At 71.7% G+C, this 14646-nt stretch carries 16 protein-coding genes; 7 read left to right on the top strand and 9 right to left on the bottom strand.

All coding sequences use genetic code 11. The features are described 5' to 3' along the window. The first annotated feature begins 63 nt into the window (after window positions 1–63). Genes OIU81_RS09315 through OIU81_RS09305 form a run of 3 tightly spaced genes read left to right on the top strand, consistent with a single transcriptional unit; the run spans window position 64 to window position 2184 of the window. Window positions 64–1023, top strand: coding sequence for an AraC family ligand binding domain-containing protein (locus OIU81_RS09315; RefSeq protein ID WP_443074129.1), 960 nt, complete (start codon window positions 64–66; stop codon window positions 1021–1023). Window positions 1024–1033: 10 nt separating this feature from the next. Then, a complete protein-coding gene (locus tag OIU81_RS09310) occupies window positions 1034–1879 on the top strand; it encodes an AzlC family ABC transporter permease (protein ID WP_443073953.1) in 846 nt (281 codons plus the stop codon). After that, a complete protein-coding gene (locus OIU81_RS09305; RefSeq protein WP_329145741.1) occupies window positions 1876–2184 on the top strand; it encodes an AzlD domain-containing protein in 309 nt (102 codons plus the stop codon). The genes OIU81_RS09310 and OIU81_RS09305 overlap by 4 nt, the downstream gene beginning before the upstream one ends. A 4-nt stretch (window positions 2185–2188) precedes the next feature. Here the strand turns inward: OIU81_RS09305 and OIU81_RS09300 are convergent, their stop codons facing one another. After that, window positions 2189–3112, bottom strand: a complete 924-nt coding sequence (locus tag OIU81_RS09300) for a hypothetical protein (RefSeq protein WP_329145739.1) — start codon at window positions 3110–3112, stop codon at window positions 2189–2191. Between the two features lie 331 nt (window positions 3113–3443). On the opposite strand from OIU81_RS09300, the gene OIU81_RS09295 reads away from it, so the two are divergent. From OIU81_RS09295 to recX, 4 genes are all read left to right on the top strand, one after another. Next, entirely contained in the window at window positions 3444–3638 is a 195-nt protein-coding gene (locus tag OIU81_RS09295) for a DUF3046 domain-containing protein (protein WP_329145737.1), read from the top strand. Between the two features lie 98 nt (window positions 3639–3736). Next, entirely contained in the window at window positions 3737–5002 is a 1266-nt protein-coding gene (locus OIU81_RS09290; RefSeq protein ID WP_329145735.1) for an AI-2E family transporter, read from the top strand. Window positions 5003–5266: 264 nt separating this feature from the next. Continuing rightward, window positions 5267–6388: a recombinase RecA gene (recA, locus tag OIU81_RS09285; RefSeq protein ID WP_329145733.1), complete on the top strand. Its 1122-nt coding sequence runs from the start codon at window positions 5267–5269 to the stop codon at window positions 6386–6388. 6 nt (window positions 6389–6394) lie between these two features. Beyond that, on the top strand, window positions 6395–7051 hold the full coding sequence (recX, locus tag OIU81_RS09280; protein ID WP_329145731.1) for a recombination regulator RecX: 657 nt from the start codon (window positions 6395–6397) through the stop codon (window positions 7049–7051). 705 nt (window positions 7052–7756) lie between these two features. Here recX and OIU81_RS09275 read toward each other — a convergent pair. The 8 genes from OIU81_RS09275 to OIU81_RS09240 all read right to left on the bottom strand — a co-directional run bounded on the left by OIU81_RS09275 (window position 7757) and on the right by OIU81_RS09240 (window position 14389). Continuing rightward, entirely contained in the window at window positions 7757–8137 is a 381-nt protein-coding gene (locus tag OIU81_RS09275; protein ID WP_329145729.1) for a rhodanese-like domain-containing protein, read from the bottom strand. Beyond that, a complete protein-coding gene (locus OIU81_RS09270) occupies window positions 8134–8676 on the bottom strand; it encodes a cysteine dioxygenase (protein ID WP_329145727.1) in 543 nt (180 codons plus the stop codon). Before OIU81_RS09270 ends, OIU81_RS09275 begins: the two co-directional genes overlap by 4 nt. 78 nt (window positions 8677–8754) lie before the next feature. Next, window positions 8755–8841, bottom strand: coding sequence for a putative leader peptide (locus tag OIU81_RS09265; protein WP_311044721.1), 87 nt, complete (start codon window positions 8839–8841; stop codon window positions 8755–8757). After that, window positions 8834–10645, bottom strand: coding sequence for an FAD-dependent monooxygenase (locus OIU81_RS09260; protein WP_329145725.1), 1812 nt, complete (start codon window positions 10643–10645; stop codon window positions 8834–8836). Before OIU81_RS09260 ends, OIU81_RS09265 begins: the two co-directional genes overlap by 8 nt. 190 nt (window positions 10646–10835) lie before the next feature. Next, window positions 10836–11771, bottom strand: a complete 936-nt coding sequence (locus tag OIU81_RS09255) for an amino acid ABC transporter permease (RefSeq protein ID WP_329145723.1) — start codon at window positions 11769–11771, stop codon at window positions 10836–10838. A gap of 76 nt (window positions 11772–11847) precedes the next feature. Continuing rightward, window positions 11848–12495 carry an amino acid ABC transporter permease gene (locus tag OIU81_RS09250; RefSeq protein ID WP_329145720.1) on the bottom strand — a complete coding sequence of 216 codons (648 nt, stop codon included), beginning with the start codon at window positions 12493–12495 and terminating at the stop codon, window positions 11848–11850. Window positions 12496–12635: 140 nt separating this feature from the next. Then, on the bottom strand, window positions 12636–13547 hold the full coding sequence (locus OIU81_RS09245) for a glutamate ABC transporter substrate-binding protein (protein ID WP_329145718.1): 912 nt from the start codon (window positions 13545–13547) through the stop codon (window positions 12636–12638). A 56-nt stretch (window positions 13548–13603) separates the two neighbouring features. Beyond that, the gene (locus OIU81_RS09240; RefSeq protein WP_329145716.1) at window positions 13604–14389 is read right to left on the bottom strand and encodes an amino acid ABC transporter ATP-binding protein; all 786 of its coding nucleotides are present in this window, start codon (window positions 14387–14389) and stop codon (window positions 13604–13606) included. Window positions 14390–14646 lie beyond the last annotated feature (257 nt).

The raw sequence follows: 14646 nt of genomic DNA, 5'->3' as shown, positions 1-14646 counted from the left end.
GTCCACGCCTCGGACGCGCGGGACCGGCGGCCACGGGCCGGACGCAGAATGGCCCGCATGGTCATGGCCGGCGGGGACGGCGCGGCCGGCGGTGGCCCCGGCGTGGGCGTCACGCCGCGGGCGCGCGAGGAATGGGCGCGTCACTGGCGCCACGCCGGGCTGCCCGGGGTGGATCTGCTGCGCGCCCGCTACGTCCGGCACTCCTTCCCCCGCCATGCCCACGAGGGGTATGTCCTCTGCGCGGTCACCTCCGGGGTCGAGGAGGTGGGGCTCCAGCAGGGCACTGTCCGGGCCGGCCGCGGCGGCATCATCATGATCAACCCAGAGGTCGCGCACACCGCGCGGGCCGGCGCACCCGAGGGCTGGACCTACGCCACGCTCTACCCCTCCTCCGAGATCGTCGCCGAGATCGCCGAGGAGACCACGGGACTGCGCGGCACCCCGGGATTCGACGAGACGGTCGCCGAGGACCCGCACCTCGGCCACCTGATCACCGGGATCCACCGGGCCGCCGAGGCCGGCAACGCGCTCGCCGCCGCCAGCCTGCTGCGGCTCCTCGTCGCCCGGCTGTTGCGCCGCTACGGAGGCCCGCTCCCCGCGCGCACTCCCCGAAGCGCCGGTGCCCGCACCGCCGCCCGCGCCCGAACCGTCCTGGAGGAGCGGATGGCCGGCCCGCCCTCCCTGGAGCGGCTGGCCGAGGAGCTCGGCACCAGCCCGTTCGCGCTGCTGCGGGCCTTCCGCAGCGCCTACGGGATGCCGCCGCACACCTGGCTCACCGACGCCCGGGTGCGCCGGGCCCGCCGGCTCCTGGAAGCGGGCAGTGCCCCCGCCGACGCGGCCGCCGCCGTCGGTTTCACCGATCAGCCCCACCTCAACCGGCACTTCACCCGCATCGTCGGCGTGCCCCCGGGCGCCTACCGCAGGGAGCGCGCGGCACAGCCGGGCGGTGCGGGGGCCGCCGGTGACGGGCGGCTCACCCCGGGCGCAAGAACGTACAAGACCGCCGAGGGCTGCGGCTCCTAAGGTCCGGGGCGTGGCAGAACAGACAGAGATACGCACCCCGGGGCGGGCAGCACGGCCGCCGGCCGCGCCCGTGAAACCCGACTCCGCCGTCATCCGGGACGCGCTCGGCGTCGGCGTCGCCGTCGGCCTTTCCGGATTCGCCTTCGGCGTGACCTCGGCCGGCGCCGGGCTCGGCCTGCTGCAGACCTGCGCGCTCAGCCTGCTGGTGTTCACCGGGGCGTCGCAGTTCGCCCTGGTCGGCGCGCTCGCGGCGGGCGGCAACCCGCTCACCGCCGCGGCCGGCGCCTTCTTCCTGGGCGCGCGCAACGCCTTCTACGGGCTGCGGCTGTCCACCGTCCTCGGCTACCGGGCAGCGGTCAGACCCTTCGCCGCCCACTGGGTCATCGACGAGACCTCCGCCGTCACCCTGGCCCAGCCCGACCGGCGCAGCGCCCGGCTGGGCTTCACGGTCACCGGGCTGACGCTGTACGTCCTGTGGAACCTCACCACCCTCCTCGGCGCCCTCGGGGCCGGAGCACTCGGCGACACCGACGCCTGGGGACTGGACGCGGCCGGCCCCGCGGTCTTCCTGGCACTGCTCGCGCCGATGCTCAAGACCGCCGTCGAGCGGGTCGCGGCCGGCCTCGCCGTGGTGCTGGTCATGGTGACGCTGCCGCTGCTGCCCACCGGCGTACCGGTGCTCGTCTCGGCGCTCGCCGCACCCGCCGTCCTCCTGGGACAGGGGTGGCGGGGGCGCACGAGGGACGTGGTCGGAGCGGAGCGCCCCGGTACCGGCCCGGACGGTACCGGGACGCCGCCGTCTCTCCCAGACGGGGCCACGGACATCCACCGCACCACAGGGGAGGACCGGGCATGAACGTCTGGATCGCGATCGCCGTCACCGCCGTCGGCTGCTACCTGGTCAAGTACCTTGGTCTGTCGGCGCCCGCCGGCGTACTGGAGCGTCCGCTCGTCAAACGGCTGGCCGCCCTGCTGCCGGTGGCCCTGCTGGCCGCGCTCACCGCCCAGCAGACCTTCAGCGACGGCCGGTACCCGATGCTCGATGCCAGGGCCGCGGGAGTGGCCGCCGCGGCCCTCGCACTCGTCCTGCGGGCGCCGTTCCTCCTGGTCGTCGGGGTCGCCGTGGTGGTCACCGCCGGAGTACGGGCCCTGGGAGGCTGAGCGCTCAGCCCACGGGGCGGCCGTACGCCCGGAGGGTCAGCAGTGCCCTGAGCGTCACCATCGGGCGGCTCTCCAGCGCCGTCCCGGGGGCCCACACCCGCCAGTTGACCGGCCAGCCGCCGTCCTTCTCCTGGAGCGCGGCGAGGTGGTCCAGCGCCCGGTCCACCTCCTCGTCGGTGAACCAGCTGCGGGCCAGCGAGCCGGGGGCGGCGGCGAAGTCGTACGCCAAGTGGTGTTCCCCGGGGGCGTACCCCGGCGCCACCGGGACCTCGGCGGCTCGCTCCGGGTCGAGCAGGACCAGCTGCTGGTCCCGCACGAGCCGGCCGAGGCGCCGCGCCGCGGCGGCGGCCCGCGGCCGGTCCGGGGCGCCGTCCAGGAAGGCCACCGCCGCCTCGACCTCGTACGGATGGGTCTCCTCCAGCGACTCCACGGCCGCCCAGCAGTAGTCCGTGGCCCGGAACAGCCAGGCGTGCCACACCTCGTTGCGGTGCAGCACACCCACCACGGGGCCGGTGGCCAGCAGTGCGCTCGGCGGATCGTCGACCACCGGGATCCAGGGCGCGGCCGGATAGCCGCGCTGTGAGGGGTGCAGCGCCGGCAGCGCACCCTCGGGGGTGGAGATCTTCGTCAGATAGCGGCAGATCCGCTCGACCTGGCGGCCGTCGCAGCGACCGATCAGATCGAGCACCTTCAGGGCGTGCGCGGTGTGCAGCGGCTGGCTGACCGGGCCACGGAGATCGGGCTCCAGGGCGTGACCGAACCCGTCGTCGTCGTTGCGGTACGCGGCGAGCGCGGTCTCGACCGGGTCGGGACCGCCGCCGAGGAAGTGGTACTCGAAGAGCCGTTGCTCGAGCACCCGGGCGGTCAGCCAGATGAAGCGTTCGGCGCGCGCCAGGGGTGTCGAAGGTGGGCTTGCGTTGTCGGCCATGGGCTGACCGTAAGGCGGAAAGCCCCTGTGGGTACCTGCTCGCGCACGGGTGCCCTCCCAGGGCGGATTCGGAAGGCATGCGGTTGACGCCCTTCGCCGTCCTTGTGGGAGCGGGTCGACGCCCAGGGGACGGTTGGCCTCGGTCCCGTCCCGGGGAGCGGGCTTCGAGGCGGGCGGATACGGGGACGTCCTGCCCACCGGTGACGCCCGGGGCCGCGCCGCCATGGATGCTTGGTGCAGGGAGACACGGGGCTCCCGCGGGACTCGGTACGCTCGTACGGGCCGCGAGGGGATGGAAAATGCAGGTCAGAGCGGGTACGGAGCGGAATACATGCGGTTGACGATCTTCTGGGAGCGGATGGCGGACCACTTCGGTGCGGGCTACGCCGACTCCTTCGCGCGTGATCATGTGATGTCCGGGCTCGGCGGCCGGACCGTGCATGAGGCGCTGGACGCGGGGTGGAGCGCCAAAGAGGTGTGGCGGGTGGTCTGCTCGGTGATGGATGTGCCGCCCGAGAAGCGCTGAGCGGCGGTGCCGGGCAGCCGATTCCATGGCCTTGACCTGGGAAAAAAGGGGGCCGACGGTCGCCTTTCACGGCCGGATCGCACGGGTCAGGGCCGGGGATGTCACCGCAGTGCGCAACACTGGGCTCCGTGCCTGAGCCAGATGAGATCAGCAACGACGTCCCCCGCCCCGAGGGCCGGCCCGATGCGCGGATGCCGCCCTGGCTGCCGCGTGCCATGGTGCTCGCGCTCGCCCTGGTGGCCTGCTTCCAGCTCGCCACCTGGGGATTCCACCAGCTGATCACCCTGCTGCTGAATGTGCTGATCGCCTTCTTCCTCGCGCTGGCCGTCGAACCGGCCGTCGACTGGATGGCGGCCCGGGGCATGCGGCGCGGGCTGGCCACCGGCCTCGTTTTCCTGAGCATCCTCGGGGCCGCTGCCGGATTCTTCGCGCTCCTGGGCTCCATGCTCGCCGGGCAGATCACGACCATGGTGGAGGAGTTCCCGCAGTACCTGGACTCCCTCATCAGCTGGACCAACAGCACCCTGCACACCCATCTGTCCCGGGTCGAGGTGCAGAACAATCTGCTCAAGTCCGACTGGCTGCAGAAGTACGTCCAGGACAGTGCCAACAACGTCCTGGCCGTCTCCGCGACGGTGCTGGGCAGCCTCTTCAACCTGCTGACCGTGGCCCTGTTCTCGTTCTACTTCGCCGCCGACGGCCCCCGGCTGCGCCGTGCGCTGTGCTCCGTACTGCCGCCGCATCGCCAGGCGGAGGTGCTGCGCGCCTGGGAGATCGCGGTCGCCAAGACCGGTGGCTACCTCTACTCCCGCGGGCTGATGGCGCTGATCTCCGGCGTCGCGCACTACGTCCTGCTGGAGATCCTCGGTGTGCCCTACGCCCCGGCGCTGGGCATGTGGGTGGGGCTGGTCTCCCAGTTCATACCGACCATCGGCACGTATCTCGCGGGCGCGCTGCCCATCCTGATCGCGTTCACCGTCAATCCCTGGTACGCGCTGTGGGTCTTCGGTTTCGTCGTGATCTACCAGCAGTTCGAGAACTATCTCCTCCAGCCGCGGATCACCGCCAAGACGGTGGACATCCATCCCGCCGTCGCCTTCGGATCGGTCGTTGCCGGCACGGCCCTGATGGGGGCGGTGGGCGCACTGATCGCGATCCCGGCGACGGCGACGCTGCAGGCCTTCCTCGGCGCGTACGTCAAGCGGTACGAGGTCACCGACGACCTGCGGGTCCTCGGCAGGCGCGGGCGCGGGGCCAGGGCCCTGGCCCGGGTCCGGCGGACGCTGCGTGCCGACCAGCCGTCGTCCCCCTTGGAGGACCGGGAAACGGACGAAGCTCAGGGCGAGGGGCAGGGCGTCCGCTGACGGCTCGTCCGCACACCGGGCCCCCTCGCACTTCCATGACGCTGCTCGGCCTGCGGTGGCACGGGGCAGCGGTGGCGACGGCCCGGTGCGGGGTGTCGCTTGACACCAAAATCGAACATCCATTCTCATTGGAGGTCAGGCCTGTGTCCACGGGTGTTCCGCGGAGTTATCCACAGGCCGGAGCCGGGTCCGGGCGCATTGTCAGTGGCAGGCGTTAGCGTCATGGACGTGAAGCGATCGACTCAAGCTAATCGGGTGGAACCCATGGCAGGCACCGACCGCGAGAAGGCGCTGGACGCCGCACTCGCACAGATTGAACGACAATTCGGCAAGGGCGCCGTGATGCGCATGGGGGAGCGGCCGAACGAGCCCATCGAGGTCATCCCCACCGGCTCCACCGCCCTCGACGTCGCCCTCGGCGTCGGCGGCCTCCCCCGCGGCCGCGTCATCGAGGTCTACGGACCGGAGTCCTCCGGTAAGACGACCCTGACTCTGCACGCCGTCGCGAACGCTCAGAAGGCCGGCGGCTCCGTCGCGTTCATCGACGCCGAGCATGCCCTCGACCCCGAGTACGCCAAGAAGCTCGGCGTGGACACCGACTCCCTGATCCTGTCCCAGCCGGACAACGGCGAGCAGGCCCTGGAGATCACGGACATGCTGATCCGCTCCGGCGCGCTCGACCTCATTGTGATCGACTCCGTCGCCGCCCTGGTGCCGCGGGCCGAGATCGAGGGCGAGATGGGCGACTCCCACGTCGGCCTCCAGGCCCGGCTGATGAGCCAGGCGCTGCGGAAGATCACCAGCGCGCTCAACCAGTCCAAGACCACCGCGATCTTCATCAACCAGCTCCGCGAGAAGATCGGCGTGATGTTCGGCTCGCCGGAGACCACGACCGGTGGCCGTGCGCTGAAGTTCTACGCCTCGGTGCGCCTCGACATCCGCCGCATCGAAACCCTCAAGGACGGCACGGACGCGGTCGGCAACCGCACCCGCGTCAAGGTCGTCAAGAACAAGGTCTCCCCGCCCTTCAAGCAGGCCGAGTTCGACATCCTCTACGGCCAGGGCATCAGCCGTGAGGGCGGCCTGATCGACATGGGCGTGGAGCACGGCTTCATCCGCAAGTCCGGCGCTTGGTACACCTACGAAGGCGACCAGCTCGGCCAGGGCAAGGAGAACGCCCGCAACTTCCTCAAGGACAACCCGGACCTCGCCGACGAGATCGAAAAGAAGATCAAGGAAAAGCTCGGCATCGGCGTGAAGCCGCAGGAACCGGCGGCGGACCCGGGTGCGGACGCCTCGGTGGCGGCGGGCGAACCGGCCGTCGCTGCTCCGGCGCCGGCGGTCAAGGCCGTCAAGGGTTCCAAGGCCGCCGCGGCCAAGAGCTAGCCCGCCATGACACGGCGAACGGAATGGCCGGACAGCGGGGACGCCCCCCGCGGTGGTGCCGGCGACGCCGAGACCCGTAGCGGCCGCAGGGGCCGTCGTGGCCGTGAGGACAGCGGTGGTCCCTCCTCGTCGAGGGCCGAGTCGGGACCACCGCGTACGCCCGAGGAGCAGGCGCGGGCCATCTGCCTGCGCCTGCTCACCGGGAGTTCGCGGACCCGCAAGCAGCTCGGGGACGCCCTGCACCAGCGGGGCATCCCCGAGGAGGCCGCGGAAGAGGTGCTGTCCCGGTTCGAGGATGTCGGGCTGATCGACGATGCGGCCTTCGCCGATGCCTGGGTGGACTCCCGCCACCACGGGCGGGGCCTGGCCCGCCGCGCCCTGGCCCGCGAACTCCGCACCAAGGGGGTGGACTCCACTCTCATCGAGGAGGCCGTCGGCCGCCTCGACTCCGCACAGGAAGAGTCCACCGCCCGTGAGTTGGTCGACCGCAAGCTGCGGGCCACCAGGGGCCTGGACCGCGAAAAACGGCTGCGCCGTCTGGCCGGAATGCTCGCCCGCAAGGGCTATGGGGAGGGCCTCGCCTTTCGCGTCGTCAAGCAGGCCCTGGAAGAGGAAGGTGAGGACCCGGAACTTCTGGACGAGCACTGTCTCCCGGACGGGTGAGGACGCGCGACCACGGCAAGAGGGCGGGGCAGCCCGCTGCCCCGCTGTAGCGGACGAGCGGAGCCGCGAAGCTTCGACAGCGGCAGTGGCGGTGGCAGCGGCAGTGGCACGCCCGCATCAGTGCCGACGCCCGCGCCCGCGTCAGCGCGAGCCGTAGCCGGGCAGAGGAAGCCTCAGTGGTAGCTGGGGGGCCGCCGCTGTAGTGGAGTACGTCTCCAGGCACAGTGCCGGGGGAGGCCCGTGCCGGGGCCGGGAACGGACGCACCCCGAAGGCGGCACCCGGGTCCACGGCGCACGTCGCCAGGGCTGTTCCGCTGACGGGGCACGCGAGGGGCTTGGACCGAAGGGGCCCGAGTGCGTGTAGCTGCCGGTGTGCCGACAGCCGGCTGGGCTACGGGCGCAGCGCATAGGGGGAGGCGACGTGCGCGGCGCAGAGCGGCAGCCGTGCAGGCGCGGTATGGCGTGCGGCATGGCGTGCGGCACGGCGTGCATCGCGACCGGAATTGCGGGGTGGGTGGGGGAGGGGCGGGGGCGGGGGAGGCCCCCACCGGAGATCAGCCCCCCGGCCCGAGGCACCCGGCCCGAGGCACCCGGCCCGAGATCCCCCGCCCCGGCTTCAGCGCCCCCGCCCCGAGACCCCCACCCCGATCTCAGCACCCCCGCCCAATCTCAGCCCCCGCAGCACCTGGCCCCCCCGCCCCGGCCTCAACCCCCCACCGCCAATCCCGCCTCCCGCCATGCCTGGAAGCCGCCTGTCAGGTCGGTTGCGTGGGGGAGTCCCAAGTGGCGCAGGGAGAGGGCGGCGAGGCTCGATGCGTAGCCCTCGTTGCAGATGACCACGACCGGCAGATCATGGTGTGTGGCCTCGGGGGCGCGGTGTTCGCCCGTCGGGTCGAGCCGCCATTCCAGTTCGTTGCGCTCGACGATCAGCGCGCCGGGAATGGTGCCGTCGCGCTCCCGCAGCTCCGCGTAGCGGATGTCCACCAGCAGTCCGCCGGCCTCCTGGACGGCGGCGGCCTCCCGGGGCCCGACCCGGTGCCCGAGTTCCCGCCGGGCCTGCGCCAGCAGCTCGTCGACCGCGCTCATGTCCACTCCTCGGGCTGCTCGACCGCTTCGACCCGCAGTACCGCCCCGGTGCGGCTGTAGCGGCGCATCAGCGGCAGCGGCGGGTAGTAGGCGTGCACCGACACCGCATGGGTGTCGTGGGAGGTGTTGAGCACCTGGTGCACATGGTGCGGGCCGAACGCCCGGCCGTGGCCGCCGCCGAGCCTGCGCTCCCGGTCCACGTCGTCGGCCAGTTCCAGCGTCTTCCAGCCCTCGGTGGGCAGCGGGGCGGCGAGCGACTGTTCCGTCAGCTCGCCGGAGGCTGCCGCGAAGGCGCCGTGCGAGCCGCCGTGGTCGTGCCAGCCGGTACCGGTGCCGGGCGGCCAGCCGATCAGCCATGCCTCGCTGCCGCCCGGCCCGTTCAGCCGGATCCAGGTACGGCCTTCGGGGTCGAGCGGGAGCGCGGCGATGAGTTCGGGGTCCGCGGCGCTGCGGCGGACGAAGTCGAGGAGTTCGGCCGCGCTGGGCCCGCCGTCATGGCCGGGGGTGTGCGGGCGCGCGGGGAGACGTACGTCGGGCACGGAGACCGTCCTGAGTGATCGCGAAGAGGCGCGGCCGCCGGACAGGGGCGGGCGGTCGCGCGGGGGAGAAGAAGCGGATCAACAGGAGGGACGACACATGCAGCCCGCATAGCGGACCAGGTCGAGATGGACCCTCCGCCAGAATCGCGAGCTGTGGTCAGTCATTCTCGGAGTGAAGCATGGAGGTTCCCACAGGGTCAACCGCGGAATTCTCTCCCTCCCCGGCTCCGTTGTCACCGGGGGCGGTGGAGTTCCCGGTGCCGTCGGACCGCCGGGAGCGGGCCGCAGCGGCCTCCTGGCCGTGCGCTCCGCCGCGTACCGCGTCCGCGCAGGCGGCCATGTCGGCCGGGCGGACACCGGACAGGGTGGTGACCAGATGGCCGTCCGGCCGGACCAGCAGCACGGTGTGTGCGGCCGCGCCCGGGTAGGCCTCGGTGACCAGGATCTCGGCGTCCATCGGCAGCGCCTCGACCGCTTCGGCCAACCGGGGCATCAGGCCCGCCGACTGCCAGTGCCGCCGGTCCCAGACGCCGGTGCCGGGCGCCACCAGCACCACCAGCAGGCCGCGGCCGAGCCGGTCGCGCAGCCGGACCACCGAGCCGTCGGACGCGGTCACCGTCACCTCCGCGACCGGTGCGCCGGGCAGGGTCTCGACGGGCGGCCCGACGGTGTGCTCGGCGGGCGGTGCCAGCGGGGTGCGGGCGTAGACCGGCGGTGCGCCCAGCGGTCCGCGGCCCAGGTGGCCGTCGGTCAGCAGGGTGCTGCGGCCGCGCACCGCGCCGGGCAGGACGGTCCGCCAGCGGGCGGCGCCGCCGTCGCGGAGCAGCGGCAGCGCCTGGTCCGCGGCGCGCAGCCGGGCCGCGACCGCGCCCCGCCGCTCGGCCTGGTAGCTGTCGAGCAGCAGCTCGGAGGCGCCGTGGTGCCAGGCCAGGCCCAGTTTCCAGGCGAGGTTCTCGGCGTCCCGCAGGCCTTCGTCGAGGCCCTGGGTGCCGAGCGCGCCCAGCAGATGTGCGGCGTCCCCGGCGAGGAAGGCGCGGCCCTCCCGCCAGCACCGGGCCAGCCGGTGGTGGACGGTGTGCACCCCGGTGTCGAGGAGTTCGTAGGGCGGGACCTGCGGGCTGTGGCCGCGGCCCCGTGCGGGCGGTCCGCCGCTCCCGTCGCCGGTCTCGTCGGCGGTGTCCGCCGGGGCGTCGGCGGTCCAGCCGGCCAGGGAGTCGCGGATCCGGGCGACCAGGGCGTCGGGGGTGACCAGTTCCCGCCCCGGGGGCAGCAGCCAGTCCAGCCGCCAGACGTGGTCGGTCAGCGGACGGGCCGAGACCTCGTTGCCCGGTCCGCCGCCGTGCCGGGGCGGGGAGCGGTGCAGCAGGGCCTCGCCGGGCCAGGGGAGTTCGCAGCGCAGCGCGGCCACCGCGTGCCGCTCGACGGCCGTCCGGCCCGGGAAGCGGATGCCGAGCAGCTTGCGGACGGTCGAGCGCGGCCCGTCGCAGCCGATGAGGTAACTGCCGCGCCACCAGGTGCCGTTGGGGCCGCGGGTCTGGGCGCTGACGCCGTGCTCGTCCTGTTCGAGGGCGGCGAGCCGGCTGCCGGTGACGACCTCGGCGAGCTTCTCGTGGGCGAGCGCGGCGCGCAGTGCGCGGGTGAGGGCGTGTTGGGGGAGATGCAGCGGGGACGCGGGGGCGGCCGGGCCGTGCGGGGCCGGCGGGGTGAAGGCGACGCGTTCCAGCAGACGGCGGCGGCGCATGGTGCGCCAGGCGGTCCAGCGGGTGCCGGCGGTCTCCAGGGCTTCGGCGCAGCCGAGCCGCCCGACGAACGCGGCGGTGTCCTGGCGGAGCACGGCGGTGCGGGCGGGCCGGGTGTCCTCCTGGCCGGTGGTCTCGTCGAGGACGACGCAGGGGACGCCGAGGCGGGCGAGGGCGAGTGCGACGGAGAGGCCGACCGGGCCGGCCCCGACGACGATCACCGGGTCCACGGCGCAGCTCCCCGCGGCCGCTGGTATGTACGGGACAGGCGGGAACTGGCAGTTGGAGCCCGGTGCGCGATCACACAGCGTATGCAACCCACTGCGGCCGCTCGCGTCAAGTGACGGAGGCGGTGGCGCCGGCGCCACCGCCTCCGAAGGGACGCATCCCGGCCGCGGCACCCGGCCGTGCCGGCGGACCTCAGTCCTGCTTGGCCGCCGGCCCGCCGGGGACCGCGCCGGCCACCTCCATCGCATCGGCGGCCGTCACCGGCTCACCGGCCGAGGCCACCGCGATACCGGTCCTGGTACGGCGGCCGCGCCGCTCGATCCAGTTGGCGAGGGAGGACAGCGCCAGGCACATCCCGACGTAGATGCTGCCGGTGACGATGATGACCGGGACATAGGTGTCGTTGCCGTTGACGATGATGTTGGTGCTCATCTGCCGGGCGGTGAAGAGCAGTTCCTCGAAGGTGATGATGTAGCCGAGGGAGGTGTCCTTCAGGGTCACCACGAGCTGGCTGATGATCGTCGGCAGCATCGCCCGCACGGCCTGCGGGATCAGCACCGTCATCATGACCTGCGTCTTGCTCATGCCCAGCGCGTAGGCGGCTTCGCGCTGCCCCGCCGGCACGGAGTTGATGCCGGCCCGCAGCACCTCGGCCTGCACCGCACCGTTGTAGACGGTCAGCCCGATGACCAGCGCCCAGAACTGCGGCTCGCTGCCGGCGAGCCCGAGGCTGTCCCGGTTGGCGAGCAGGGTCACCCACACCGCGTAGATCGTGATCAGCAGCGGGACGGCGCGGAACAGCTCGATGAAGGACGTCGCCAGCCAGCTGACCGGCTTGTGCACCGAGAGCCGCGCCACCGCGAGCAGCGCGCCCAGCGCCAGCGACAGCACCGCCGCCACCGCGAAGACCTGGAGGGTCGTCAGGACACCGTCGCGGATGCCGGTGCGCACACCGGCATTGTTGAAGATGTTCCACACCTCGGGTTCGAGCTGCCCCTGGCTGTTCAGCCGCAGGAAGGCGAACGCGAGCAGCCCGAGCAGCGCGAGGGAGCCCAGGACGGTGTAGACGCGGTTGCGCGCCTTGGCCTTCCGCCCGGGGACGTCGTAGAGAACGCTGGCGCCGCTCATGCCGTTACCTCGCTTCGTTCCGCACCGCCGCTGTGCGGCGCCCACGTCGTGCCGTGCCCTGTGCCGCGCGCGCCGCTCATCGGGCGACTCCCATCCGGCGCTCCAGCAGCCGGAAGAGACCGCTGATGGAGAAGGTGATGACGAGGTAGCCCAGTGCGGTCCACAGGAAGATCCAGGCGACCGTGTAGCCCTTGTCGTTGAGCAGCTTGGAGACGCTGAACAGCTCCGAGAAGCTGAAGGCGCCGGCGATCGCGGAGTTCTTCGTCAGCGCGATCAGGATGCTGCTCAGCGGGGCGAGCACGGTGCGGGTGGCCTGGGGGAGCACGATCAGGCGCAGCGTCTGGGTGAAGGTCATACCGATGCTGCGGGCGGCTTCCGCCTGGCCCAGCGGCACGGTGTTGATGCCGGAGCGCACCGCCTCGCACACGAAGGAGGAGGTGTAGAAGCCCAGTGCCAGCGTGGCCAGCACGAACGGGCTTGCGCCCTGGAAGAGGATCTGGGGTATGACGAAGAACGCGACGAGGAACAGCAGCGTCAGCGGGGTGTTGCGCAGGACCGTCACCCAGCCCGTGCCGAAGGCGCGCAGCGGCGGAATCGGCGAGACCCGGAAGCCGGCTATGAGCACGCCGAGCACCAGGGCGAGCAGCCCGCTGGACGCGGTGATCGCCAGGGTGCCGAGGAATCCGTCGCGGAACTCGGGCAGATAATCGAGGAGTACGTTCATGGGGTCTCCGCGGTTGCGGTCATCAGGTCGGCGGCGGGGGACGGCCCGGAGGCCGGGAAGCGGGTGACGACACCGCGCCCCGCACACCCGCCGCGGCGGGCGTACGGGGCGGCGCAGTCGGAAGGGAGGTGCGGAGTGCCTCAGTACCGGGGCAGCGGGGTCTCCGGGGCGACGTACTTGGAGCCCGACTTGCCGAGCGTGCCCTCGTACGCGTTCTTGTAGTCGCCGTTCTTGATGTGGTCCTCCAGGGCCTTGGTGATCGCGTCACGCAGGGCCTTGTCGCCCTTCTTCATGCCGATGCCGTAGGGCTCCTTGGTGAAGGTCTTGCCGACGACCCGGAGCTTCTCGGCGCGCTGGGCGGCGTAGCCCTTGAGGATCGCGTCGTCGGTGGTGACCGCGTCGACGCCGCCGTCCAGCAGGACCTTCACACAGTCCGAGTACTTGCCCAGCTCGGTGGTCTTGGCGCCGTACTTCGGCTTCTTGATCTCCTGGAGCGGGGTGGAGCCGGTGATGGAGCAGACCTTCTTGCCCTTGAGGGAGTCCGGCCCGGTGATGCTCTTGTCGTCCTTGCGCACCAGGAGGTCCGCACCGGCCGTGTAGTACGGGCCCGCGAAGCCGACCTGCTTCTTGCGCTCGTCGTTGATGGTGTACGTACCGACGTAGTAATCGACATCGCCGTTGGAGATGGTGGTCTCACGGACGTTGGAGTCGATCGTCTTGAACTGGATCTGCTTCGTGGAGAAACCCAGGTCGGCGGCGACCATCTTGGCGATCTCGATGTCGAAACCGGAGTACTTGCCGGTGCCGGGGTCCTTGAAGCCGAGGAACGGCTGGTCGGCCTTGACACCGATGACGATCTTCTTGGCCGCCTGGGCCTTCTTCAGCACCGGAGAGTCGATCTTCGGGGTGGCCGCGACCTTGTAGTCCTTGCTGAACACGTCGCCGCCGGCCGGCTTGTCGCCCGCCGAGCCCGACTCGCCGCCGCAGGCGGTCGCCGTCGCCGCCAGCGCGAGCACCATGGCACCGGCCGCAGCAGTCTTACGAATCCTCATGGTGAACATCCTTTGGTTCAACAAGTGGTGGCAATGGGGGTGGCCCAACTGCGGCCTCAGTGATGGAGGATCTTCGACAGGAAGTCCTTGGCGCGTTCGCTGCGCGGGTTGTTGAAGAACTGGTTCGGCTCGGCCTCTTCGACGATGCGGCCGTCCGCCATGAAGACGACCCGGTTCGCCGCGGAGCGCGCGAACCCCATCTCATGGGTGACCACGACCATCGTCATGCCGTCCCGGGCGAGCTGCTGCATGACGTCCAGCACCTCATTGATCATCTCCGGGTCCAGCGCGGAGGTCGGCTCGTCGAACAGCATCACCTTCGGGTCCATCGCCAGCGCGCGGGCGATCGCCACGCGCTGCTGCTGACCGCCGGAGAGCTGCGCCGGGTACTTGTCCGCCTGGGTGCCGACGCCGACCCGGTCGAGCAGCGCGCGGGCCTTCTCCGCGGCCTTCGCCTTGTCGGTCCGGCGGACCTTGGTCTGCCCCAGCATCACGTTCTCGAGCACCGTCTTGTGCGCGAAGAGGTTGAACGACTGGAAGACCATGCCCACATCGGCGCGCAGCCTGGCCAGCTCCCGGCCCTCCTGCGGCAGGGGCTTCCCGTCGATCGTGATGCTGCCGGAGTCGACGGTCTCCAGGCGGTTGATCGTGCGGCACAGCGTCGACTTGCCGGAGCCCGAGGGCCCGATCACGACGACGACCTCACCGCGGTTGATCGTCAGGTCGATGTCCTGGAGCACGTGCAGCGCGCCGAAGTGCTTGTTCACGTTGTCCAGCACGACCAGCCGGTCCGCCGCGGGGGCGGGACCCCCGGCGTTCTTGGTCACCGATACTTCGCTCATCGGCGGTTTGCTCCGTCCTCCTCGATTGGGGAGGACCCTAGTAATGCCCTGCGACCAGCGTCATTACTTCTGAGGGGAACTTGAGCATAACGATCCGGCCGCGAACGGACACCGTGTGTGATCCACACGCCGGGTGGCCGCATCGTGACGATATGCCGCGGGCGTACCGGCTGGGTAACGGATGGCGGCGCGGAGGTGGCCGCCTCTTGACGCGCGCACCCCCCATCGCCGTAGATGCCCTGTGGCCTGTACGCACG

The sequence above is a fragment of the Streptomyces sp. NBC_01454 genome (assembly GCF_036227565.1).
Lineage (GTDB): Bacteria > Actinomycetota > Actinomycetes > Streptomycetales > Streptomycetaceae > Streptomyces.
Note: the sequence above shows the minus strand (reverse complement) of the source record. Positions and strands in the feature narration are given on the sequence as shown.